Origin of the sequence: Exiguobacterium sp. 8H (assembly GCF_902506255.1) — a bacterium.
Taxonomy (GTDB): Bacteria; Bacillota; Bacilli; order Exiguobacteriales; family Exiguobacteriaceae; genus Exiguobacterium; species Exiguobacterium profundum.
This window is the reverse complement of sequence record NZ_LR733429.1, coordinates 1,175,029-1,198,691: the sequence shown is the minus strand read 5'-3', so window position 1 is coordinate 1,198,691 and position 23,663 is coordinate 1,175,029. Positions and strand designations below refer to the sequence as shown.

Annotated in this window: 22 protein-coding genes and 1 other annotated feature; of the genes, 16 read left to right on the top strand and 6 right to left on the bottom strand. The window is 47.7% G+C overall.

The genetic code is table 11. The features are described 5' to 3' along the window. The first annotated feature begins 109 nt into the window (after positions 1-109). The 5 genes from GVY43_RS06110 (at position 110) to GVY43_RS06090 (ending at position 6,927) form a co-directional block, all read left to right on the top strand. Positions 110-1,300, top strand: a complete 1,191-nt coding sequence (locus GVY43_RS06110; RefSeq protein ID WP_236548930.1) for an MFS transporter — start codon at positions 110-112, stop codon at positions 1,298-1,300. A gap of 39 nt (positions 1,301-1,339) precedes the next feature. Beyond that, positions 1,340-1,555 (top strand) — a binding site (T-box leader). Positions 1,556-1,594: 39 nt separating this feature from the next. Further along, positions 1,595-4,000, top strand: a complete 2,406-nt coding sequence (gene leuS, locus GVY43_RS06105) for a leucine--tRNA ligase (protein ID WP_159562565.1) — start codon at positions 1,595-1,597, stop codon at positions 3,998-4,000. 117 nt (positions 4,001-4,117) lie between these two features. Next, a complete protein-coding gene (locus GVY43_RS06100) occupies positions 4,118-5,245 on the top strand; it encodes a hypothetical protein (RefSeq protein WP_236548929.1) in 1,128 nt (375 codons plus the stop codon). Positions 5,246-5,262: 17 nt separating this feature from the next. Then, positions 5,263-5,775: a hypothetical protein gene (locus tag GVY43_RS06095; RefSeq protein WP_159562563.1), complete on the top strand. Its 513-nt coding sequence runs from the start codon at positions 5,263-5,265 to the stop codon at positions 5,773-5,775. A 147-nt stretch (positions 5,776-5,922) separates the two neighbouring features. Next, the gene (locus GVY43_RS06090; protein WP_236548928.1) at positions 5,923-6,927 is read left to right on the top strand and encodes a DUF2268 domain-containing protein; all 1,005 of its coding nucleotides are present in this window, start codon (positions 5,923-5,925) and stop codon (positions 6,925-6,927) included. Between the two features lie 105 nt (positions 6,928-7,032). Here the strand turns inward: GVY43_RS06090 and GVY43_RS06085 are convergent, their stop codons facing one another. Beyond that, entirely contained in the window at positions 7,033-8,298 is a 1,266-nt protein-coding gene (locus GVY43_RS06085) for an NAD(P)/FAD-dependent oxidoreductase (RefSeq protein WP_159562562.1), read from the bottom strand. Positions 8,299-8,441: 143 nt separating this feature from the next. Here GVY43_RS06085 and GVY43_RS06080 point away from each other — a divergent pair, with 143 nt between their 5' ends. Together GVY43_RS06080 and GVY43_RS06075 are read left to right on the top strand one after the other, a co-directional pair. Beyond that, positions 8,442-10,139, top strand: a complete 1,698-nt coding sequence (locus GVY43_RS06080) for a polysaccharide biosynthesis protein (RefSeq protein WP_159562561.1) — start codon at positions 8,442-8,444, stop codon at positions 10,137-10,139. Then, positions 10,139-10,852 carry a pseudouridine synthase gene (locus GVY43_RS06075; protein WP_159562560.1) on the top strand — a complete coding sequence of 238 codons (714 nt, stop codon included), beginning with the start codon at positions 10,139-10,141 and terminating at the stop codon, positions 10,850-10,852. The genes GVY43_RS06080 and GVY43_RS06075 overlap by 1 nt, the downstream gene beginning before the upstream one ends. A gap of 94 nt (positions 10,853-10,946) precedes the next feature. Here GVY43_RS06075 and GVY43_RS06070 read toward each other — a convergent pair whose 3' ends face one another. Next, positions 10,947-11,168, bottom strand: a complete 222-nt coding sequence (locus GVY43_RS06070) for a DeoR family transcriptional regulator (protein ID WP_012726776.1) — start codon at positions 11,166-11,168, stop codon at positions 10,947-10,949. A 308-nt stretch (positions 11,169-11,476) separates the two neighbouring features. Here GVY43_RS06070 and pepV point away from each other — a divergent pair, with 308 nt between their 5' ends. The 8 genes from pepV to GVY43_RS06030 all read left to right on the top strand — a co-directional run bounded on the left by pepV (position 11,477) and on the right by GVY43_RS06030 (position 20,042). After that, positions 11,477-12,865: a dipeptidase PepV gene (gene pepV / locus GVY43_RS06065; RefSeq protein ID WP_196430932.1), complete on the top strand. Its 1,389-nt coding sequence runs from the start codon at positions 11,477-11,479 to the stop codon at positions 12,863-12,865. Positions 12,866-12,924: 59 nt separating this feature from the next. Then, a complete protein-coding gene (locus GVY43_RS06060; RefSeq protein ID WP_159562558.1) occupies positions 12,925-14,076 on the top strand; it encodes an MFS transporter in 1,152 nt (383 codons plus the stop codon). A 5-nt stretch (positions 14,077-14,081) separates the two neighbouring features. Further along, a complete protein-coding gene (thpR, locus tag GVY43_RS06055; RefSeq protein WP_159562557.1) occupies positions 14,082-14,657 on the top strand; it encodes an RNA 2',3'-cyclic phosphodiesterase in 576 nt (191 codons plus the stop codon). Continuing rightward, on the top strand, positions 14,627-15,466 hold the full coding sequence (locus GVY43_RS06050) for an NERD domain-containing protein (protein WP_078147217.1): 840 nt from the start codon (positions 14,627-14,629) through the stop codon (positions 15,464-15,466). Before thpR ends, GVY43_RS06050 begins: the two co-directional genes overlap by 31 nt. A 19-nt stretch (positions 15,467-15,485) precedes the next feature. Continuing rightward, positions 15,486-17,651 (top strand): type I pullulanase, encoded by a 2,166-nt coding sequence (gene pulA, locus GVY43_RS06045; protein ID WP_074036459.1) that lies wholly within the window; start codon positions 15,486-15,488, stop codon positions 17,649-17,651. A gap of 49 nt (positions 17,652-17,700) precedes the next feature. Continuing rightward, positions 17,701-18,495: a phosphotransferase family protein gene (locus GVY43_RS06040; protein WP_159563652.1), complete on the top strand. Its 795-nt coding sequence runs from the start codon at positions 17,701-17,703 to the stop codon at positions 18,493-18,495. Positions 18,496-18,779: 284 nt separating this feature from the next. Continuing rightward, on the top strand, positions 18,780-19,427 hold the full coding sequence (gene trmB, locus GVY43_RS06035) for a tRNA (guanosine(46)-N7)-methyltransferase TrmB (protein ID WP_012726768.1): 648 nt from the start codon (positions 18,780-18,782) through the stop codon (positions 19,425-19,427). A 105-nt stretch (positions 19,428-19,532) separates the two neighbouring features. After that, a complete protein-coding gene (locus GVY43_RS06030; RefSeq protein WP_230872823.1) occupies positions 19,533-20,042 on the top strand; it encodes a hypothetical protein in 510 nt (169 codons plus the stop codon). A gap of 38 nt (positions 20,043-20,080) precedes the next feature. Here the strand turns inward: GVY43_RS06030 and dhaM are convergent, their stop codons facing one another. The 4 genes from dhaM to GVY43_RS06010 all read right to left on the bottom strand — a co-directional run bounded on the left by dhaM (position 20,081) and on the right by GVY43_RS06010 (position 22,434). Continuing rightward, positions 20,081-20,431, bottom strand: coding sequence for a dihydroxyacetone kinase phosphoryl donor subunit DhaM (gene dhaM, locus GVY43_RS06025; RefSeq protein WP_256369426.1), 351 nt, complete (start codon positions 20,429-20,431; stop codon positions 20,081-20,083). A gap of 10 nt (positions 20,432-20,441) precedes the next feature. Next, positions 20,442-21,029 (bottom strand): dihydroxyacetone kinase subunit DhaL, encoded by a 588-nt coding sequence (gene dhaL, locus GVY43_RS06020; protein ID WP_370148738.1) that lies wholly within the window; start codon positions 21,027-21,029, stop codon positions 20,442-20,444. 22 nt (positions 21,030-21,051) lie between these two features. After that, the gene (dhaK, locus tag GVY43_RS06015; protein ID WP_074036462.1) at positions 21,052-22,029 is read right to left on the bottom strand and encodes a dihydroxyacetone kinase subunit DhaK; all 978 of its coding nucleotides are present in this window, start codon (positions 22,027-22,029) and stop codon (positions 21,052-21,054) included. 102 nt (positions 22,030-22,131) lie between these two features. Beyond that, entirely contained in the window at positions 22,132-22,434 is a 303-nt protein-coding gene (locus tag GVY43_RS06010) for a PepSY domain-containing protein (RefSeq protein ID WP_012726763.1), read from the bottom strand. Between the two features lie 138 nt (positions 22,435-22,572). Between GVY43_RS06010 and GVY43_RS06005 the strand changes: the two genes are divergently transcribed. Further along, positions 22,573-23,646 (top strand): M42 family metallopeptidase, encoded by a 1,074-nt coding sequence (locus GVY43_RS06005; protein ID WP_074036464.1) that lies wholly within the window; start codon positions 22,573-22,575, stop codon positions 23,644-23,646. Positions 23,647-23,663: the final 17 nt, after the last annotated feature.

Genomic DNA, 23,663 nt, shown 5'->3' with positions numbered 1-23,663 from the left:
TCTTGACACTTCGTTGGCGTTCGTTTAGGTTTGATAAGGAAATCTTGTCGATTCGGCCTTTTTGTGCCGATTTTTTTAATGTGAAAGAAGAATGAAAGGAGGACTTGGTGTGAACAATAAAATGCCAATTTCGGTATGGATTTTAGTCATTGCGATGGCGCTCAATACAACGGCGGCGTCTTTTTTATGGCCATTTAACACACTGTATATTCATGATTTTTTAGGTGAGTCGATGACGCTTGCTGGGGTGGCGCTTCTTGTGAACTCGGCACTCGCGATTGTCGGGAACTACATCGGAGGGACGCTATTCGATCGAATCGGTGGGAAGACGACGTTGATGATTTCTGTCGGTCTCTTGCTCGCGAGCTCGCTTGGATTTTTACTGTTTCATGCCACGTTCTTCGGCTATCTCGTATGGCTCGGATTGATCGGTCTTTCAGGTGGACTCGTCTTTCCGACCGTATATGCGTTTGCGGGTCTCATTTGGCCAGAAGGGGGACGCCGTTCGTTCAATGCGATTTACGTCGCGCAAAACGTGGGGGTCGCCCTCGGTACGGCAATGAGTGGTCAAATCGCTCGATTTAACATCGAGTGGATTTTTTATGCGAACTTCTTCTTATCGGTCTTATTTGTCGTAGTGCTCTTGTTTGGACTGCGTTATTTGAAAAATCCGGCACGTCCTGTCGTTCAGTCGCAACTAGAAGCGGCAGCCACGACACTATCGAGTGCGACGATGAAATCGATGTGGTATGTCGCCGTCGGTTATGCGGTGCTTTGGTTCGTGTATGTTCAATGGCAGGGGACGATTGCGGTTCACTCGAAAGATCTCGGCGTCACAATCAGTCAATACTCACTCCTTTGGACAGTGAACGGGGCGATGATTGTCTTCGCACAACCGTTGCTCAACCGCGTCTTACGACAGTTTGAGGACGACTTAAAACGTCAATTGATCATCGGGGCATCCATCTTCCTCGGTGCGTTCTTGATTGTCCCATTCGCTGGTGGATTCGGGATGTTCATGGTCGCGATGGTTGTCATGACCATCGGGGAGATGTTTGTCTGGCCAGCTGTTCCGACGATTGCGGCGAAGCTTGCCCCACCTGGGAAAGCTGGGCAATACCAAGGGCTCGTCAATATCGCAGCATCCGTCGGTCGAATGATTGGACCGACGTTGTCTGGTTTTGTCTATGACATGTTCGGCATTACAGCAGTCTTCGGCATGCTTCTACTACTTGCTACGTTGGCCTTAACGCTATTTGTCATCATGAAAGACATTCGTGTCACAGAAAAATCAAGTTGACGTTGAATTTCAGAATGGGCTAAAATAGACTACGATGAATAGCAAGCGTTGAAGAGGACTAGTAGCGAACGTTCCGTTTCAAAGAGAGTCGATGGATGGTGTGAATCGATAAGCGGATGTTGTGAACTCGCCTTGGAGCTGTTTTCCTGAAACGAGTAGGGAAAACCGGGGTTACGCCTCGTTACCGGCGTCTCAAGTGGCAGCAATGCAACATGGGTGGTACCGCGGAGAGCTTTCAAGCCTTTCGTCCCATTTTCGGGGACGGAAGGCTTTTTATTATGCAGAGGAGGAAGAATGTTGAGCTATTTTAAACATCAAGAAATCGAGCCGAAGTGGCAAAAGCGTTGGGAAGAGAAAGAAGCATTTAAAACGACAGAAGACCCGGAGAAGGATTGTTTCTATGTCCTTGATATGTTCCCGTACCCATCCGGTGCAGGTCTTCACGTCGGTCACCCGGAAGGTTATACGGCGACGGATATCATCGCTCGTATGAAACGGATGCAAGGATATAACGTACTTCATCCGATTGGCTGGGATGCATTCGGTCTTCCTGCCGAGCAATATGCACTCGACACAGGGAACGACCCGCGTGAATTCACAGCGCGTAACATCGAGACGTTCCGCCGTCAGTTGAAAGAACTCGGATTCTCATACGATTGGGACCGTGAAATTAGCACGACGGACCCGAAATACTATAAATGGACGCAGTGGATCTTCACGCAACTCTTCGAACGTGGTCTTGCATACGTCGATGAAGTCGCGGTCAACTGGTGCCCGGCTCTCGGTACAGTCCTTGCGAACGAGGAAGTCATCGATGGGTTGTCAGAGCGTGGGAACCACCCGGTCTACCGTGTCCCAATGAAGCAGTGGGTGCTTCGTATCACGGAATACGCAGAGCGTTTGCTCGAAGACTTGGAAGGTCTCGATTGGCCTGAGAGCGTGAAAGAGATGCAACGCAACTGGATCGGCAAATCGGTCGGTGCCGAGGTCGACTTTAAAGTCGATGGTCACGATAAGATCGTCACGGTATTCACAACACGTCCAGATACGCTTCACGGGGCGACATACGTAACACTCGCACCAGAGCATCCGTTCACGAAAGTGGTCACGACACCGGAACAATCGACGGCAGTCGAAGCATACATTGAGGAAGTCTCGAAGAAGACGGACCTCGAGCGTACAGACCTTGCCAAAGAGAAGACAGGTGTCTTCACGGGCGCTTATGCGATCAACCCGGTGAACGGTGAGAAACTTCCGATTTGGACAGCGGACTACGTCCTCTCGACATACGGAACAGGTGCGGTCATGGCCGTTCCTGCACACGATGAGCGCGATTATGAGTTCGCGAAAACGTTCGACCTTCCAATCCGTGAAGTCGTTAAAGGCGGAAACGTGGAGGAAGCGGCTCACGTCGAAGATGGAGAGCACGTCAACTCAGGTAGCTTGAACGGACTTAATAAAGCCGATGCCATCAAGACGATCATTGAAGAGCTTGAAGCGAGTGGCACGGGTCGTGCGAAGACGACTTACCGCCTTCGTGATTGGTTGTTCAGCCGTCAACGCTACTGGGGTGAGCCGATCCCGGTTGTCCATATGGAAGACGGTACGATGAAGACGGTACCGGTCGAAGAGCTTCCGCTCGAACTTCCGATCATCGATGAAATCAAACCATCAGGTACAGGCGAATCGCCACTTGCGAACGCGGAAGAATGGTTGACGTACACGGACCCGGTCACTGGGGAAAAAGGTCGTCGCGAAACGAACACGATGCCACAATGGGCAGGTAGCTGCTGGTACTACATTCGTTATATCGATCCAGATAACGAAGAGATGATTGCAGACCCTGAAAAACTCAAGCGTTGGCTTCCAGTCGACTTGTATATCGGAGGTACGGAACATGCCGTCCTTCACTTGCTCTACGCACGTTTCTGGCATAAAGTTCTTTACGATATCGGCGTCGTCCCGACGAACGAACCGTTCCAAAAACTCTACAACCAAGGGATGATCCTCGGGGAGAACAACGAGAAGATGTCGAAATCTCGTGGGAACGTCGTCAACCCGGATGATATCGTGAAGTCGCACGGAGCCGATACACTCCGCCTTTACGAAATGTTCATGGGACCACTTGATGCAGCAATCGCATGGTCGACGAATGGTCTTGACGGGGCACGTCGCTTCCTCGACCGCGTTTGGCGTTTATTCGATCAGACGAACTTCGCAGACGTGGCACCGACTGCAGACTTTGAACGCACGTATCATCAGACGGTGAAAAAAGTTACGGAGGACTATGAAGCCCTTCGCTTCAACACGGCGATTTCGCAATTGATGGTCTTCGTCAATGAAGCGAACAAACAAGAGACGTTGCCGAAATCGCAAATGGTCGACTTCATCAAGATGCTTTCACCGGTCGCGCCGCACTTGTCTGAAGAGTTGTGGGAGAAGATGGGCATGACAGAAGAGTTGACGTATGCGGCTTGGCCGACATACGATGAGTCAAAACTTGTAAGCGACACGATTGAAGTCGTCATCCAGGTGAACGGGAAACTCCGTGCGAAAATGCACGTCTCTCGTGACGCATCAAAAGAAGCACTTGAGGCGGAAGCACTCGGGAACGAGCGTGTCCAAGAGTTCACAGAAGGCAAGACGGTTCGTAAAGTCATTGTCGTTCCTGGAAAACTCGTCAATATTGTAGTTGGCTAACAAAAAGAATGTGTGACATTGTCGCACATTCTTTTCTTTTTGGTGAGGTCATTTTCTTTTATGGACGGTTTTGATACACTAAAGGGCGATACTGAAGTAGAAGGGGACGACATGTCCATGAAACGTTCTTATGTGCTATACACGACATTATGTGCTGTCGTGGTCGGTGTGATCCTTTGTTATGTTTTTGTCTTTTCAGATGAAGAGATTCAACGACAGGTCGCCTCGACATTTGAAAAAATTGATATTCAAACGAGTCATCAAACGGCCTCACTTCCACCCGTGGAAGCTGCGCAGGATGATGAAGATATCGATACGACCGATGCCCTCGAACAAATCAGTCAAATCGATGAAGTGTATTACAGTGACACGATCGGGGCGTATTTGGTCTTAACCGAACAAGCTGAATTTTTTGAAGTGAGCGGAAACGGGACGCGCGTCAACTCTGTGCTCCAACTTGAGAATTCTGGGAAACAGCGCCTCGATGACTTTATCGGGATGCGCATGGTCGAAGAAAATCTTGTGTATGCGGTGACAGCGAACGGTACGCTCATTACAATCGAGCGAGAAGAAGGACGCTGGGTCGAGCGACCACGTAAACAAATCAAAGGACTCGTATCGGAAGACCGAATCTTTGGTCTTGGGTATGACCGGGAAACGAAACGGCTGTTCATGATGAACCGATTGGCGGATACCCCGGACCTTGAGCTCCTTTATGTCGAAGAACGGGAGATCGAACCGGAGACTCCGGCCGATGACAAATCATCAGAAACGTCGACTGACGCTGACACGACTACTCAAGAAACAGAAGAATCATCGGAAGATTCAACGACAGAAAACGTCTCGACGAATGACGATGCCTCGAGCGAAACGGCTGCAACTGAAGACGCGCCTGACAATGAGTCAAACGAACAAGAAGCGGAAGAAGAGAAACAAGAGCCCGAGACCGAATGGATGCTTGATTCACGACAAGCGTTATCTGCTGACGGGATGAGTGCTTCCATCCAGCAAAAATTCGAACGGTTCGAAGGAGTTGGGCTAGTAGAGAGGCAAGGGCGCATCTACGTGCTCGACTCTGAGGAGCTCGTTCTCTATACGGTCAACCCAGAAGAAGGGACCATCAACGGTCAGATGGTGACGCCTCGTGTGTATGATTCGACCGGTATGTTTTTACAAGACAATGAAATCTTTGCAATCGTCCACCCGGAAGTATTCGATTTAGATGCCTTCGTATCTGTGGACTGATCATGGGGGAATGACAGATGAGCAAGCGTTACTTTTTTGAAGAAGTGAAACAATTCCATGAGACATTTGGACATCCAGGAGCGAAATCGCCGCAACCGTTGACGCTTGATCGTGCGACAAAACGATCGGTGTGGACGGCAGAGGAAGCGGTCGTCGAGTTTTTGCATCAATCATCGCAATCGGAAGAAGAGTTTTTACAAGCCATCGAGCAATTCCAAGTAGGATTCCAGAAAGCGGTCCAAAAATCGTTGCAAGACGCACCACCGTCGGATGAAGTGGAACGCCTCGTCGGACAAGGGGATGCATTGACGGATGCGTTATACTTTGTGATGGGCAGTTTCGTTGAACTCGGGCTCGATCCCGTTCCGTTATTTGAAATCGTCCAGCGCGCCAATATGGCGAAACTTGGACCGGACGGGAAGCCGATCTTACGCGAGTCGGACAATAAAGTCATGAAACCTGAAGGATGGATGCCGCCCGAGCCGGAGCTCGAAAAAGAAGTGCGTCGTCAAATCGCAGGGAAAGAATAATCACAAACGGCTTGAGCCCTCACTAGAATGGGTTCAAGCCGTTTTTTGTTATGATGGTCGTGATGACATGCTGATATTAGATGGGATTGGAAAGGTTATGGGAGTAATTAATGGTATAATTTAACAGAAGTAAGCGAATGAGGGATATTGATCATTGATATGGAGGTCATTCAACTGAAAAAATTGATTAGTATGTTATGTGTGAGTTCAGCACTTCTGTTAGCAGCGTGTAGTGAGGATGAAAAAGATTTAGAATCTAAAAAATCAGAGCCTGACGTTTCAATCGAAACGATAAAAATTAATGAAGAGAATGAATTGACAATCGTCCCACTCTATATCCAATACCAACAATATTTGAACGCATCCCTTGAAACAACTGATGCGGAGGAAAATAAACAAAACTTCAAAAAATATGTATTGGATTACATAGGGGAAGTCGGAGAGGAAGAAAAAATCGATACATCTATATTAAAAACTGATTTTAATCTAAAGCCGACTCCTCATAAGCAACAATTGATGAAACAGTTAGATAAATTAATCGAGCAGCATGACGAGATTAAAGAGATTATTGCATCGACATATGCAGATTCAAATCAAATTCTCCCCAAAAAGAAGAGCACAGTGTTTATTGCACCGTATAATCCTGAATTCTTCTACGATAGTGAACCGTTGAAAGGTGTAGGCGCAGCAGCATACAAAGACGCATTCATCTTGTTTCTCGATACAGATTTTGACGAAGGTGTGTTAGCCCATTCGACGGCTCATGAATACCATCACCTGATCCTTCGTGATCAAAACGAATATAACCTGAGTTCGATTCTCGAGTCAGTGATTATCGAAGGGAAAGCGGATGCGTTTGCCGACCGCATTGTCAAAGGGGTAACGCCACCGTGGTATGTAGACGTTGATGAAGCGACCATGAAACATATTGCGAGTCGAGTGAATGATTATGAAACGTCCTTCACCGATTTTGTAGTCGGTAATCATCAAAAAGAGATGTCACGTTGGAGTAACTATATTCTAGGGAAGGATGTGCTCCATGACTATTTGACGGCGCACCCAGAACTGTCGATTCCCGAATGGACCTTCAAAGAAGATCATGAGATTTTAGAAAAATACAAGTATCGAGATGTGATGGAATTGGAAAATTAAGTTGAAAAGAATGTTAAAAGGCTTGACCCTGAATGAGACAGGATCAAACCTTTTAATTGTTTAGTGATCATGATAGAACGCAGACGATGCGTTTGACCGAACCGTTTACCGCCCTGTCGCCAGTTCGGCTGCATGCGATCCAGCACAATGTCCTGTCGTGAAAGCGGCCGTGATGTTGTAACCGCCTGTATATCCATGAATGTCGAGCACTTCACCGGCAAAGAAGAGACCTGGTGCCTTCTTTGACATCATCGTCTGTGGTGCAACTTCTTTAACCGAAACGCCGCCACCTGTGACGAACGCCTTATCAAAGTCGAGTGTCCCGACGGCGTGCATTTCGAACATTTTCAAACGTGTTGCGAAATCGATGACGGATTGCTTCTTCAACTGACTCGCGTCTTCTTCTCCAAATGCGAGTTCTTCGAGCAACAAGTCAAGAAGTCGCTCGGGGATATAGCCTTTCCATACGTTTTTAACGGCACGCTTCGGTTGGCTCTGTACTTGGTTCCACAGTTCCTGAACGAGCTCATCTCGTGACGTGTCTGGGAAGAAGTCGAGTGACAAGAGGACGATTTGCTCTTTGCTGCGCTTCCGTTCTTTGATTGTGTACTGACTGCAACGGAGCGCGATTGGACCTGAAATCCCGAAATGGGTAAAAATCATGTCTCCCTGATGCGTCTTGATCGCCTTCCCTTTTTTGCCATGCACCGTCAAAGCGACGTCCCGTAACGATAATCCTTGAAGTTGTTTCGTTCCGATGAACGCGTCATTCAATTTGATTGGCACCTCTGTCGGGAAGAGTTCGGTGATCGTGTGTCCTGCCTTCTGTGCCCATGGATAGCCGTCTCCGGTCGAACCGGTGTGTGGGACGGACTGTCCGCCGACCGCGACGACACAAGCTTTTGCCTCGAGCATCTCACCGTCCATCAACTCGACAGCGTGAAACTCGTTTTCCTCATTAAAATGTAGCGTTTTGACTTCAGCTTTTTTTCGAATCTCGACGCCGAGGTCTTCGATTGCCCGAAGCAACGTGTTGACCACGTCCTGTGCTTTATCTGTCACTGGGAACATTCGTCCGTTGTCTTCCTCTTTTAGCGGAATCCCGAATCCAGTGAAAAGGTCGATGATGGATTGGTTGTCGAACTGGGCGAGGGCGCTGTATAAAAAGCGACCGTTCCCGGGGATGAATTGAATCAATTCATCGATTGGTTTTCGGTTCGTGACGTTACAACGTCCTCCACCTGAAATGGCTAATTTTCGACCGAGTTTCGAGCCTTTATCAATCAGCAAGGTCGATGCGCCACTTTTTGCCGCAGCATACGTTGCCATGAGTCCGCTCGGCCCTCCACCGATGACGATGACATCTTTCATAGGTAATCTCCTCATTTCTTCATCTATATGATTAGTAAAATTATCGTAACTTTATTATCCGTAACAGTAAGAGTATAATGAGAAGCGGTTGTTTTGTAAAACCGAATTCATTGAAATAGTTGATTTATAGATGGAGGTACCTCATGTCATCAAGCGCCAAACAAGATTCTGGAAGAGCCTCCTTCGTCAAAGGAACGCTTCTTTTATCAGCGGGAAACTTGATTTCCCGAATGTTAGGACTATTGTACACGTTCCCGTTCCAAGCGATGGTCGGGATTGCCGGAGTGACATTATATCAAGCGGCATATACGTATTATGCGATCATGATCTCCATTTCGACGGCAGGGATCCCCGTCGCCGTTTCGAAATTTATCGCAAAATATAATGCACTAGGAGAATACGGGACGAGTCAACGACTGTTCCGACAAGGGATGAAGCTGATGCTTGCGACCGGTGTCGTCGCTTTTTTATTACTCTTTTTTGCAGCACCATGGCTATCCGAACTGATGGTCCGAAACTCGGAGAACAATCAGCAATACATTGACTCGCTCACCCTCGTGACACGAAGCGTCAGTTTTGCGTTACTGCTCATCCCGGCGATGAGTATGGTACGCGGTTATTTCCAGGGACATCAAGATATGGCTCCGACGGCAATCTCACAAGTCGTCGAACAGATTGTACGCATTCTGTTCCTTCTCAGTGGAACGATGCTCGTCTTGTTCGTCTTTGCGGATTCCAACTTCATTCAACCGATTGCCAATGCCCTCGGAGGGACGCAATCCGTTGAAACGACTGAATTGAACGGATTGAAAGTCATCGCGGTCACGATTGCGACGTTCAGTGCGTTCATCGGGGCAATCGGTAGTTTCGCCGTGCTCATCATGTATTGGAAGCGTCGGAAGGACATTCATCGTCAGACAGAGAATCCAGCGGGCACACCGGTCCGCTCGATGAAATCGTTATTGCTTGAATTGCTTAGCTATTCAATTCCAATCGTGATGGTCGGGGTATCGACCCCTCTCTATCAATTGATTGACCAATTGACGATGGTCAATACGTTACTCAGCTCGGGTGCGAGCGTTTCTGAAGCGACGTCGGCGTATGGCTTTTTGACCGGAAACGCCCATAAAATTGTGTTGATTCCAGTCTCTGTGGCAGCGAGTGTATCGATGGCGACGATTCCGCTTGTGACTCGTTCGTTCACGACAGGGGACATGCAAAAAGTTCGAAATCAAGTAAACCATATTTTCCAAGTCTCGTTCTTCGTGACGATTCCTGCGGTCATTGGTCTCGTGGCACTTGCGGAGCCATTGTTTGGCACCTTGTTCCCGGGTGACCGTGAAGGATGGGTATACTTGTTCCACTACGCACCAAGTGCCTTCTTCTTGGCGTATTACTCGGTCGCGGCTGCAATCTTGCAAGGCATCAATCGCCAGTATTTCACCATCTTTGCCACATCGATGGGACTGTTGACGAAACTTGCACTGAACGTACCGCTCGTCTATTGGCTCGGCGGAATTGGGGCCGGGTACGCGACCATCGCTGGATACATCGTGGCCATTATTCTCATGGTGTGGATGATTCAACGAACGCTCCACTTCCCATATAAGCAACTGCTTCGTCGTACCATCTTGATGTTCTTGATGGGTGGGGCGATGTTCGCAGCCGTCTTCCTCTCTCTTCTCGTCACAATGAATGATGAAGCGAGTTGGGGGAACGACATCTTTGCGACGATCGTGGGAGTGACAATCGGCGTTCTCGTTTATGGATACCTCGGCTGGCGAAGCCATCTCGCAGGGAAATTATTAGGGAAACGCTTTGAATATCGGAGGAAAATGTAATGCGGATTGATAAGTTGTTAGCGAACATGGGATATGGTTCACGGAAAGACGTGAAAATCCTATTGAAACAAGGGGCGGTGCGAGTCGATGAGGCACCTGTAAAAGATGCGAAACGGCACGTCGACCCAGCATCAGAGAAAGTCACGGTTTTCGGGGAAGTGGTCGAATATCGTCCATACATCTATTTCATGATGAACAAGCCGGAAGGTGTGGTCAGCGCGACGGAAGATCAAGTCGAAACGACGGTCATCGACTTGATTGATTCCGAGTATGCGCATTATGACCTCTTCCCGGTCGGTCGTCTCGATAAAGATACGACGGGACTGCTCCTCATCACAAACGATGGCGCATTCAATCATGCGCTCATGTCACCTCGCAAGCATGTCGACAAAGTATACATCGCCGAAGTCGACGGAGAGATGACAGTAGAGGATATCAAGACGTTCGCGAATGGGGTCGAGTTAGAGGATGGGTATACGACAAAGCCGGCTCGTCTTGAGATACTGAGCCGGAGCGGACGTCGGTCGGTCATTCGTCTCACGTTGTCCGAGGGGAAATATCACCAAGTGAAACGAATGGTCGCGGCGGTCGGCAAACATGTCGAGCGATTGGAGCGTGTTCAAATCGGTGCATTGGAGCTCGATGAATCGCTTGAACTCGGCGCATATCGTGAGTTGACGGAAGAAGAGGTTCAACGGTTTCTTCAGTCATGAGTAAGATGAGAGAATCTGTCCGATGGGCAGGTTCTTTTTTATGAGATGAAAAAAGAGACCTAGCATGCAGGTCTCTTGAATATACATATACAATTCAGTTTGCCGTCTTGAGTGAACGTTTTGATGAAGTCCACGTGCCACGGCTAGGGCTCTCCACAAGGTTATTGTACTCAAGTACGTTCAAATCACGTTGCACGGTACGTGACGTGATGCCGAACTCTTCTACTAGTTCTGAAGTGGTAACGGATTCCCTTTCATTGATGAACAAATAAATGGACTTGATGCGCGTTAACATCCGATCTGTTGAGCCTTTCATTGGATAACCTCCCAATGTGTAGAATAATGATAAACCATACCTACAGACGACAAAATGAAATATAAAATTGTTATTTTCTAAAATTACACCTTTAGTATACCGCTCTTGAGCAAAAATGCAAGTGGAAAGCACGAACAATCTGTTTGTAAAGATTTGATTATGAACGTAAATATCGAATGAAGATTATATTTTTACATTGAAAAGAAGCTGAAACACGAACGAAAAAAACTTTTCTAAATGAATGTTCGTCTTTCATACATTTGGATATACTAGTAAGGGAGAGAACATTCGCAAAAGGGGAGATGAACATGAATTGGAGACAGGAAGTCGACAATCGTAAAGACGCATTTTTAGAAGATTTGAAAGGGTTACTTCAAATCCCTAGCGTACTCGATGAATCGAAAGCTGCACCGAACATGCCGTTTGGTCCGGAGGTTCGTCAAGCGCTTGACTACATGTTTGAAATCGGTGAGCGAGATGGATTTAAAACAAAAGACGTCGGAGGATACGCGGGACATTTGGAATATGGAGACGGGGAGGAAATCGTCGGCATCCTATGTCACCTTGACGTCGTCCCAGCAGGGGAGGGATGGACGTATGGCGCGTTCAACCCGACCATCACGACTGATGGGAAAATTGTGGCACGCGGAAGTAACGATGATAAAGGGCCATCTATGGCTGCATACTACGGGCTACGAATTGTCAAAGAGCTCGGGCTACCACTTTCAAAGCGGGTCCGTTTGATTGCAGGTTGCGATGAAGAGAGCGAATGGCGCTGTGTCCGCGAGTATTTCAAACAAGAACAAATGCCGACGTATGGATTTGCGCCAGATGCGGATTTCCCGATCATCAATGCTGAAAAAGGGTTGTATGATGGTGTGTTGACTCAATTACCGATTCAACGTGTACCAGGTTCTGCCTACCATCTCGTGTCATTCACGAGTGGGGAGCGTCCGAATATGGTGCCGGACTTCGCGAAAGCCGAATTGAAGACGGATGAGGTACTCGAGGAGAAGTTCGAGGCTTATCTCGAAAAATATGAAGCGGACGGAACGTGTGAATACGACCGTGGCACATATACGTTTACGATGAAAGGAAAAGCGGCGCACGCGATGGAACCGGATAACGGAGTCAACGCGGCTTACGTCCTCGCTGGATTCTTGTTACATCTTCCACTTGATATTCAAGGCGAGCGCTATGTTGAATTCGTTCGTCACGTATTCGCCGATTCTCGTGGGATTTCGCTTGGGATTGAAGCGAGCGATGAGACGGGCGACTTGACGATTAATGGCGGCGTCTTCCGATACAATGAAGAAGAGCGTACGGCGACGGTCAACATTCGCTATCCGTATACGGCCAAATTCGAAGAACGGTTACAAAACCTACGTGAAATCGCTTTGTCATTTGGGTTCGAGTTGAAGACCCGTCAACATATGCCGCCTCATCATGTGGCAGAAGATCACCCACTCGTGAAGACACTAGCAGGCGTGTACGAGCGTCAAACGGGAGAACATGCAAACTTGATGGCCATCGGAGGCGGAACATATGCACGTTCGCTCGAGGCAGGTGTCGCATTTGGCGCATTGTTCCCAGGTGCTAAAGATGTGGCGCATCAGGTCGATGAGTATATGGAGATAGAAGATTTATTACGTGCCGCGGCAATCTATGCTGAGGCCATTTACGAGCTCGCTAAATAAGAAACAAGGAGAGCTGGCTGGTATAGTCGGCTCTCTGTCCTTTAGGAAGGAAGTTATCATTGGATTCGCAAAAAAGATTGTTTCAGTCTGTATACGTCGCGATATTCTTCGCGCAAGGGGCATTGATCCCTTATATGACCTTATACTTTTCACAAACTAAGTTTGGGTTGACACCTAGCCAAGTCGGGATTGTGGTGGCCATCTTACCGATTCTATCCATCGGCGTGCAACCATTGTGGGGGATGTTGACCGACCGGACGGGGAGAGTCCGTGCCTGGTTGATTTTGGCGATGCTGAGCGCCGCACTCATTTCTCTCACGTTTTTAGTGGCGACCTCTTACATTTGGATTGTCATACTTATGGTGATTTGGTCCGTTTTCCAATGTGCTCACATCCCGCTTGTGGACATGATGACACTCGACTATACGACGCGGTCGAAAGTTGATTACGGTGCAATTCGACTCTTTGGATCAGCGGGATTTGCCATTGCCGTCTTTGCAATGGGACGAATCTCTGATAGCACGTGGGGACTAGCTAGTACATTCGTGTTGAGTGCTATTTTACTCATCCTTGGCAGCGTATTTGTTCGAATGATTCCAGAGAAAAGTTCGATTCGCGATGTGACGTTGGCGCCGCTCTCATGGACGGCTGTTTGGAACAAACACTTTGTGTTCTTTTTATGTGGTGGGATGCTCGTCTTCGGCCCGATTTACGCGAATAACTATTATTTCGGTCTTTACGTGACGAACAGCGGTGGCTCGACGACGTTGGTCGGAACGCTATTCCTCGTGGCAGTGTTATTTGAAATCCCGTTTATGAAAGTGGCGTCCCAATTGGTTGAACGCTATGGAAACGTCAGCGTTCTTGTCGGGGCGGCTATCATTTCGGCAGTTCGGAACGGGGTACTTGCGTTAGAACCACCGATTTGGGTTGTGTGGCTCCTTGCGATTGCACAAGGTCTCGTCGTTGGACTTTTGATTCCCGTCGCACTTCAATTCGTTCGGACGCTCGTCGATCGGCAAGTTTCCTCGACGGCCATCGGGGTATATATGGCATTGACGTCCGGGCTTGCGACAGCTGGATTTAATATGCTGAGTGGTAAAATCATTGAACTTGACGATATTTTAGGCGTGTTTTGGATGTATACCATCGTCACGGCACTAGGAGCGTTGATTTGGATCGGAATGTCACGTCGCACCCTGAAAGGATGAATGAGATGAGTACGCATTACTTTATTGCGATTCCCATTGAAGCGACTGAATTGGTTGACGTACAGCAAACCATCTTACCTTATTATTCGTATCGAAGAATCTATCGACCGGAAGAGTTCCATATGACAGTGCAATTTTTAGGAAGCGTGGATGGGGATGAATTAGACGAAGTAAAAGAAATCACGCGTAGAATTTGCGAGAAAACATTACCATTCACGTTGGAGTTTCGAGCTATCGACCATTTTGGGCGACCAGATCGGCCCCGCGTTTTGACCATCGTTCCGGATGACTCCGAACCCCTTCAACGGTTGGCGCATACCCTCCGCCATGAACTAGTTGATGTGATTCCAAGATTGGACCGGAAGTCGTTTGTCCCTCACGTGACGCTCGCTAAAAAATGGGGCGAAGGGGAGCGTGTCCCGTACGTCCCCCCTGAATTTCACGCGACGGAATCAGTAGAAGAATTAATTTTATATGAAGTACAGCCGACTCATACACCTGCCTATCGAGCAGTAGACGTATTTCCGCTAAGACGGCCAGAGGAGGATATATGGCAATCCCGGTTAAAATTTTTGACGTAATCTCAAAATATGAACGTGATGTATTAGATCAATATAATCGTTATTTGGAATATGTGGAGTCCGATACGGCACGTCTACAGCGCCTTCATGAAAACAATCGCTTAAACCCGGTCGAAGTGCTCGAAATTGACCGACCGTGGTGGAAGTTTTGGGCGAAGACGGAACGAATCGAATTGGAGCCGAAGCCGCTCTCTGAATCACAATATCAAAAGTTGTTACGAGAGCGCCGGCATATCCAAAAGCTTCAATTCGCTTGTGAAGGGGTGCTTGAGACAGATTTACCGCATCTGGCGTTTATTCGTGACTTCGCTTATCGTGTGATGCGCACCGATTGGAACGAACGACACTTTTTCTTGTATCGACCGGTCATCGAATGGAATGGTGCGATGGTTGAATTGAGTCATGTCATCGTCGGACCGACGCACCTTTATATCGTAGAATGGCTTGAAGGCGATCGAAGCATCTATCACATATCGAAAGAGAAGACATGGGTTCATCAACCGCTGAAAGGGGAAAATACCCGTGTAGTGAACCCGCTGATTGCATTGACACGGACAGAGGAACTGATTCGTCAAGTTCTACCGCATTATGCGGGCGTGCTACAAAAAGTCGTCATTGCGACAAATGGATATTTTGATAACGTTCCAAGTGTTCGATCGACCCAATATATCGGTCGTAATGAATATACGGAATGGATGAAACAAGTGAACGGTCGTGCACCGATTGTAAAAGCACAGCAGATTCGTGACGTTGCTACCATATTAGAAGTGACTGCCAAGTTGCCGTTTCGTCAATTCATGGATCAGTGATTGAGAGGAAGGGACGCATATGCATCACACACCAGATCAAAAGACCGCCTCACATGTGACCATCGAGAGCGCGTCTTTCGTATCATTTGAGACCATACAACTTGAGATTGTGCGCGAATATGAATCCGTTCCAGTACAAATCGAACAGAATGGACGCCCGGTCGACTATCTCGTCGAGCAACAGTTTGTGACGGAATCCGGGAAGATCGAACAAATCCTTCGTTTAAACGAACCAATCTCTTTAGAAACGTTGTACACCGTCTGCCATCCGGGTCATAAGACGACGGTTGTCGTACCACGAGAAATCGTCCGATCAGAGGAATTCGAACGTCGTTTCTCATATGATGGTCCACTCGGCGTATCGTTTACGCCGCACGGAATGGAAGTGACGGTATGGTCTCCGGTTGCTTTATCCATGTGGATTACAGTGCATGATGATACGAATCACAGAGAAATTGAGCGATTTCACATGAACCGCGGCGCACGCGGGGAATGGAGTGGTGAAATACCACAAGCGTTCCAAGGTATGTTTTATCGCTTAGAAGTGAAAACACCGGTCGATACGAGGCAAGTCGTCGATCCTTATGCGCGAGCCGTCAGTTTGAACGGTGAGTATGGCGTACTACAAGATGTCTCACGATTTGTCAATAAACAGGTCGAACGAGCCGCGCGCCCCCCTTTATGGAAGGCAACGGATGCCGTCATCTATGAACTTCACATCCGGGATTTTACAAGCCATCCCTCATCGATGAGTCAATTGAAAGGACTATACGGTGGGGTATCTGAAAAAGGAGTTCGGACGAAAGAAGGCAATAGTGCCGGACTCGACTATTTAAAAGAACTTGGCGTGACCCATGTCCAGTTGCTTCCTGTCCATGATTTTGGAAGTGTCGATGAGACAACGCGTATGCCGTACAACTGGGGCTATGACCCGATTCATTGGTTCGGACTTGAAGGAAGTTATGCCTCAAGACCGGATGTGCCGATGAGTCGTGTGTTCGAATATGCGACACTCGTCTCTGACTTGCATCAAGCGGGTCTTCGAGTCGTTACAGACGTCGTGATGAATCATATTTATATTCGAGAACAATCCCCACTCGAAGCGCTCGTACCATACTATTATTTTCGATACGAGCACGACGGGACGATAGCGAACGGAACCGGTGTCGGGAATGACACGGCGTCAGAACGCTATATGATGCGACGTATGATTGTCGACTTCGTGACGTATTTCGCAACAACCTATCAAGTGGATGGGTTCCGCTTCGATTTAATGGGGATTCATGATGTCGAAACGATGAATCAAGTACGGGCCGCGCTCGATAAGGTTGATCCCTCAATTCTCGTCTATGGAGAAGGGTGGGACTTAGCGACACCGCTTGGACAGTCATTGAAGGCGACGTCACAAAATGCTGCACGCATGCCTCGAATCGGACACTTCAACGATATGATTCGGGATGCGTTGAAGGGGTCGACGTTTAATGACAGGGAACGTGGATTCATCTCCGGGAATGAGTGGCGAGAGTGGGAACTTCGAGAATGTCTTACTGGAGCCGTCCATATTCCGAACGTAACGGTCGGTCGTTTCCCGAGTCCGACTTATTCCATCAATTATGCCGAAGCCCATGACAACTATACGATCTATGACAAATTAATGTTGTCTTGTGAAGGAGTCGATGAAACGACTCGTCTTGCCATGCAACGTCTTGCTAATGCGGTCGTCATCACATCCCAAGGCATCCCGTTCATCCATGCCGGTCAAGAGTTTGGGCGGACGAAACAGGGTGTCGAAAATAGCTATAATTCACCCGATCACATCAATCATTTTGATTGGGATCTTCGTGACACACGAATCAAAGACATCGAGTATGTGAAGACACTCTTGAAGTTACGGCGACTCCATACATGTTTCCGGTATGATTCCAGACAAGAAGTCATTGACCATTTCACGTTTCTCCCATCTCCTCCTGGCGTCATTATCTATGAATTGACGGCCAGTCATTCTTATGATGCGTGGCAACGGGTACGCGTCTATGTGAACGGTACGTTCGACTCGCTTTCATTCGAGAGCGATGCGAAATGGAACGTATACGTTCAAGGAGAAACGGCGAGTCTCGTTCCGCTCGCACGAAACCCAACACACATTCAAGTCGAGTCGTTGTCAATGACGATTCTCGCGTGTTAAGATGTTGATTGTATCTCTTTAATTCAAGTAAGATTTGAGCGTGATGAATATGTATTCAGATATAGTCGGTGCGCTCGGGAAAGAGTGGACAGTCGCTTCAGCCGGAGGCATTACGGGCGAAGCGTATGTAGCGACGACGCGCCAACAGAAGATTTTTGTCAAACGAAATTCTTCTCCGTTTTTGGCGATCTTGTCAGCGGAAGGAATCGTACCAAAGCTTCTTTGGACAAAGCGAATGTTTAATGGGGACGTGTTAAGCGCCCAACAATTTATCGAAGGCCGCGAACTTTCACCAGAAGATATGAAACGACCTGATGTCGCGGCGCAACTCGGAAAGATTCATAACTCGAAAGAGCTATTATTCATGTTGCAACAGCTTAACCACACACCGGTGACGCCGCACTTGTTGCTCCGTCAGTGTGAGGCATATGAACAAGATGAAACAGACCCAATCATCGGAGAAGCCATTCAATGGCTAAAACACCATTTGCCAAAAGTCGACGAGCAAGAATTCGTCGTCTGTCATTCTGATTTAAACCATAATAATTGGATTGAGGATGAGAGCGGCCTACTCTACTTGACGGATTGGGATGATGCGATCATTGCAGACCGCGCGTTCGATTTGGCGATGGTTGTATATAGCTATATAGATGAAGTGGAGTGGGAGCGCTGGTTCTCTCATTACGGGGTACGTGTCTCGAGTGAGCTCCATAATCGAATGCATTGGTATGCAATCGCCCAGACGATTTTGACAATCTATGGGGAAGAGAATGACTCTGCGCGAACTGAAGGATTTCATGTATTACGTGAGCTGATGGATGAGGCGTACGAACGAATCAATTAAAAGGGATGGCTGTTCGCCACCCCTTTTTGAATGTGTTAAATGTCATCTGGATTCATAAAGTAAGCCCAAACGAACGTTGCGATGACACCAGCAAAAAACGTCAGTGGAGCTGCATAAAAAATAAGGAACTGATCTAAAGTACTCATTGTATTTAACCTCCTTGTGAAGGATGATTCACGTTCATTAAACTATGATTTCGTGTATAATCGCAAGAGGACTGCTCGTCCGTAACGTGCATATTCCCATTAAACTTGAACATTTGATGAACGAAAGGTAGGATTTTCATGCGTTTACGACATAAGCCTTGGGCAAAAGAATATATGGAAGCTCAAGAACATGTATTTATTCAACATCCTGAACAGTTGAAAGGTAACTGGAGCACTGAATTCGGGAATGACCACCCGCTCTTTATCGAGGTCGGTTCAGGAAAAGGACAATTTATTTTAGGGATGGCGAAACAACACCCGGATGTGAACTTCATTGCAATCGAGTTGTTTGAGAGCGTAGCCGTTTCCATCGTACAAAAATTAGTCGAAACCCCGATGCCGAACGTGAGAGTATTGACGGTCGATGCGAAACGACTCGTCGACTACTTTGAAGCGGGGGAAGTCGATCGCGTATACTTAAACTTCTCCGATCCGTGGCCAAAGACACGACATGCGAAACGACGTCTAACATATAAGACGTTTTTGGCGACATATGAGGCGATTCTTCCGAAAGCAGGAGAGATTCATTTCAAGACGGACAACCGTGGATTGTTTGAATATTCGCTTCAGAGTATGAGTCAATACGGGATGTTCTTCACAGAAATTTCACTAGATTTACATGTCAATGAACCAGAAGATAATATTCGAACAGAGTATGAAGAGCGCTTTAGTGCGCTCGGTCAGCCGATTTACCGAATGGAAGCCGTATTCCGTCCGAAAAATTGACACGCTTTTTTCTTATTTTAATAGTATTTTCTTCACACTTTTTTCTTTCTTCTTGGTACAATAGGAATGACGCTAAACTGGAATAAGAGAAGGGGGAACATGGGGATGTTGAAAAAAGCATGGGCAAGCCTGCTTGCAGTAATCTTCATTCTAACAATCGCACCAATGAATACCTCAGCGAACGAAGCGTTCTTAGACGCTCTCGAAGAGGATTTGAAAGCAACGCATTATGACTATAAAGAAGGAACAGCTGAAATCATCAAAGAAGAGACGCTTCGCCATTCAAACGGCAACGAAGTCATCGCGGCTGTCGTAGAGCTCGATACGATTCGTGATGGGATCTTCATCACACGTAAAACCGAGTACCATTACTTTGATGCGACAGACAACAAGATTCTTACATCAGCGGATCTCGTAGAAGTAGAAGGAGCCTCAGAGTTTGCGGACGCGAACATCGACATGCTCGGTCAACAGATCGTCTATTGGTTACCGGTATTGGTCTTGCTTCTATTGATTGCGATTCCAGCACTCATTTTGTTCTTGGTTGTACCACGTTTCTATTCAACAAGTTCATATATGAATGCCGTATATGAAAAGAATGACAACCCAAGATAAGACATGAAAGTACCCCGTTCAAGAGAACGGGGTACTTTTTACTGTTGTTTTAACTGTCCGACGATATCAGTTAGTGACATCCCATTTCCTGAAGAAACGGAGGCGATGAAGGCACTCTCGACAATTGGACCATCAAAAAATTCGACATGTTTGTCACCTTCGTACATATCGATGGCGAGTTCCGCATTCATTGTCGCCGATCCGATATCACTGAGGAGAAGTGCTTCTCCTTCGACCTGATCGAGCGCTGATAAGATGCGATTTACATCCGTTCCGATAGCGCCATCCTCAAGACCACCAGCTAGATGAATGGGCACGGACGGTGCCATTTCCTTCATCAAATCTTGGATGCCTTCCGCAATTTTTGCGCTGTGCGAGACGATGATCAATTCAACGATGTCAATCGACCTCCTTCATAATCGCGGCCAAAAGGATTGAGCTAGAAAGGGCACCCGGATCAACGGTTCCGCGAGAGTTTTCTCCGAAATAAGAGGCTCTTCCTTTCGTGGCCACCATATCTTCTGTTTTTTGGACAAGCGCGTCTAATTTCTGTTTATAATCTTCCCCTTGTTGGACTTGCTCGAGGAACGGGTCCCACACGTCGACCATCGTTTTTTGGCCGACTTCCGATTTCCCTCGTGCTTTGATAGAATTCGAACCTTCCTGAAGTGCCTCCTTGAGTAAGCCAAAGTCCGCTTCGGTCGCATCCCCGAACTTGTTTGCCATCTTCACGAAAGCTGAACCGTATAAAGGTCCGGCCGCACCGCCGACTTTCGACATGAGGGTCATCCCGACCTTTTTACTAAGTGCTCCAAGAGAATCATAGTCCTCATCTAAAATTGTAGAGACCGCATCAAAACCACGAGACATGTTGATCCCATGGTCACCGTCGCCGATGGCCCGGTCTAAATCGGTCAACGTATCCTTTTGCTCTTCGATGCCAACTTGTGCGTCGCGTAACGCCTGCTTCATCCGATCAATCGTCAACATAAACCAAACACCTCATTTATCAAATTTTGAATCCGAGTGCTGCTGAAGGAGCGTCGAGATACGTCGTCATCTCATCATCGAGAGGGAGTAACGTGATGGAGAACCCATGCATCTCGAGTGAAGTCATGTAGTTACCGACATACTTTCGTTTGAGGGTATATCCAGCAGCTTCAAGTTTTTCTGCAACGAAATGATACGTCACATACAGCTCAGATAGTGGCGTTCCACCCATTCCATTCACCATGACGGCAACTTCTCCTGGCTCGACTTCTTTTTTCAGGTGACTGAGGAGGTCGTCGACGATTTGGTCGACATCACTCGTCGGTTTCCGTTCAACACCTCGTTCCCCGTGAATCCCGATTCCAATCTCCATCTCTTCCTCGTTCAAGTCGAACCCAGGTTTACCGCTCACCGGCATATAACAAGGTTCGACTGCCATCCCCATGGAGCGAACGTGAGACGCTACTTTCTCGGCGATGGATTTGACTTCTTCGAGTGACTTCCCGCTAGCAGCGGCAGCTCCCGCGATTTTATGGACGAAGACGGTTCCGGCAACCCCTCTGCGATCTTCTTTGTTCGAAATGGCGACGTCATCTGCGACGACGACGTGGTCGACTTTGATGCCGTCTCCTTCGGCCAGTTCTGCGGCGAGCTCAAAGTTCATCACGTCGCCGGAATAGTTTTTCACAATCAAGAGAACGCCGTTTCCACCGTCAGCTGCTTTGATTCCTTCAAGCACCATGTCCGGAGTAGGAGAGGTGAACACTTCCCCACAAACTGCCGCATCGAGCATACCGTCCCCGACATATCCGGCGTGTGCTGGCTCGTGACCACTACCGCCTCCAGAGACGAGACCGACTTTTCCAGACTTCGCTCCGTCAGCCCGACAGATGACATTCACACCGTCGACTCGACCATACACTTCAGGATGGGCATGGACCATCCCTTCAACCATTTGCGATACGAGTTCACTTGCTTCACCGATTAGCTTCTTCACGCGAGATCACTCCTTTTTTAAATTGAAAACTACCAATTTCAATTTTCCACTCTTTCAAGGGAACTAAACAAAAAAACCGACGAATCATTCGTCGGTTTCGTATCATGCATATTCGAGTAATGCGCCAGTCTCAGAGTCGACTGTAAACTCATATGTTTTCTCTTCATCGTTCTCAAGAACCGAGATGCCACCTTTGTAGACGTCGTATTCACGGCCGTCGTATGTGTAGATCTCCGGTGATGCAGAAATCCATGCCCCTTGGACATGACCTTTTGCTGAGAAAGCACGTTTTGTGTACTCTAACGCGTTTTCTGCAGATAAGCTACGTTCATCTAAAGCTTTTTTCGTCATAAGTGCGGCAATGACGGCAACCCCGATTCCAATAAACCAATACCTTTTTTTCATATGACTACCTCCCCTTGAACTATGGCTATCATGTACATCGTACCAAAACCTGTACCCGAATGGAATGAAAAGCATTCGCATCCTGTCAAAACTTTTGTATATAATGAGACAAGAACGGTTAGGAAAGGATGATGAAAGATGGATCAGAAGACGAGAGATTTATTTAAGACGCTAACAGAACTTCCAGGAGCTCCTGGGTTCGAGTCTGAAGTTCGTCAATTTGTACGTGGACGAATTGAACCCCATTCAGATGAGATTGTCACGGATGGCATCGGATCAATTTTTGGGAAACGTGTCGGAGATGAGTCGGGACCGAAAGTCATGGTAGCCGGACATATGGATGAGGTCGCTTTTATGGTGACACGGATTACCGAGAACGGCATGCTTTACATACAACCACTCGGTGGCTGGTGGAGCCAAGTGCTCATGGCACAACGCTTCGACATCATCACGTCGAACGGTAAAATCCCGGGTGTCGTCGCTTCGACACCGCCTCATTTGTTAGGACCAGATGCGATGAGTAAGCCGATGGACATCAAGCAGATGTTTATCGACATCGGAGCAGATTCTAAAGAAGAAGCAGAGTCATGGGGTGTACGTCCAGGGGTCCCTGCTGTCCCATCGAGCGCATTCACCCCACTTCATCACCCGAAAAAGATTATGGCCAAAGCTTGGGACAACCGTTATGGCGTCGGTCTTGCGATTGAATTGTTGGAGGAAACGACAAAAGCCGATCACCCGAACATCTTGTTCTCGGGTGCTACTGTACAAGAAGAAGTCGGACTACGTGGAGCGCAGACGGCATCTGAATTGATTCAGCCAGATGTGGCACTCGTACTCGATGCTTCACCGGCAAATGATGCCTCAGGGAGTAAAACGGAGTTCGGTCAGCTCGGTGAGGGAGCTTTGATTCGAATTCTAGATCGCGTCATGATCATGTCTCCTGAAATGCGTGATTTCTTACTCGATACGGCTTCAGACGAAAACATTAAAACACAATATTTCGTCTCACCAGGCGGTACCGATGCGGGGCGCGTACACATGAGCGGAGAAGGGGTGCCGACAGCCGTCATTGGCGTCGCATCTCGTTATATCCATACACATGCTTCAATTCTTCATACAGATGACTATGATGCAGCAAAAGCGTTACTCAAAGCGTTAGTCAAGCGACTTGATCGTTCGACACTTGAAACGCTACGTCCATCTCGTTAAGTCAAACATTCCGTTCA

Excerpts from the sequence above, each read along its gene's own strand:
- leuS (WP_159562565.1), top strand. The coding sequence starts at position 1,595 with ATGTTGAGCTATTTTAAACATCAAGAAATCGAGCCGAAGTGGCAAAAG.
- GVY43_RS06100 (WP_236548929.1), top strand. The coding sequence starts at position 4,118 with ATGAAACGTTCTTATGTGCTATACACGACATTATGTGCTGTCGTGGTC.
- GVY43_RS06095 (WP_159562563.1), top strand. The coding sequence starts at position 5,263 with ATGAGCAAGCGTTACTTTTTTGAAGAAGTGAAACAATTCCATGAGACA.
- GVY43_RS06085 (WP_159562562.1), bottom strand. The coding sequence starts at position 8,298 with ATGAAAGATGTCATCGTCATCGGTGGAGGGCCGAGCGGACTCATGGCA.
- GVY43_RS06080 (WP_159562561.1), top strand. The coding sequence starts at position 8,442 with ATGTCATCAAGCGCCAAACAAGATTCTGGAAGAGCCTCCTTCGTCAAA.
- GVY43_RS06075 (WP_159562560.1), top strand. The coding sequence starts at position 10,139 with ATGCGGATTGATAAGTTGTTAGCGAACATGGGATATGGTTCACGGAAA.
- GVY43_RS06070 (WP_012726776.1), bottom strand. The coding sequence starts at position 11,168 with ATGAAAGGCTCAACAGATCGGATGTTAACGCGCATCAAGTCCATTTAT.
- pepV (WP_196430932.1), top strand. The coding sequence starts at position 11,477 with ATGAATTGGAGACAGGAAGTCGACAATCGTAAAGACGCATTTTTAGAA.
- thpR (WP_159562557.1), top strand. The coding sequence starts at position 14,082 with ATGAGTACGCATTACTTTATTGCGATTCCCATTGAAGCGACTGAATTG.
- GVY43_RS06050 (WP_078147217.1), top strand. The coding sequence starts at position 14,627 with ATGGCAATCCCGGTTAAAATTTTTGACGTAATCTCAAAATATGAACGT.
- pulA (WP_074036459.1), top strand. The coding sequence starts at position 15,486 with ATGCATCACACACCAGATCAAAAGACCGCCTCACATGTGACCATCGAG.
- GVY43_RS06040 (WP_159563652.1), top strand. The coding sequence starts at position 17,701 with ATGTATTCAGATATAGTCGGTGCGCTCGGGAAAGAGTGGACAGTCGCT.
- trmB (WP_012726768.1), top strand. The coding sequence starts at position 18,780 with ATGCGTTTACGACATAAGCCTTGGGCAAAAGAATATATGGAAGCTCAA.
- GVY43_RS06030 (WP_230872823.1), top strand. The coding sequence starts at position 19,533 with ATGTTGAAAAAAGCATGGGCAAGCCTGCTTGCAGTAATCTTCATTCTA.
- GVY43_RS06010 (WP_012726763.1), bottom strand. The coding sequence starts at position 22,434 with ATGAAAAAAAGGTATTGGTTTATTGGAATCGGGGTTGCCGTCATTGCC.
- GVY43_RS06005 (WP_074036464.1), top strand. The coding sequence starts at position 22,573 with ATGGATCAGAAGACGAGAGATTTATTTAAGACGCTAACAGAACTTCCA.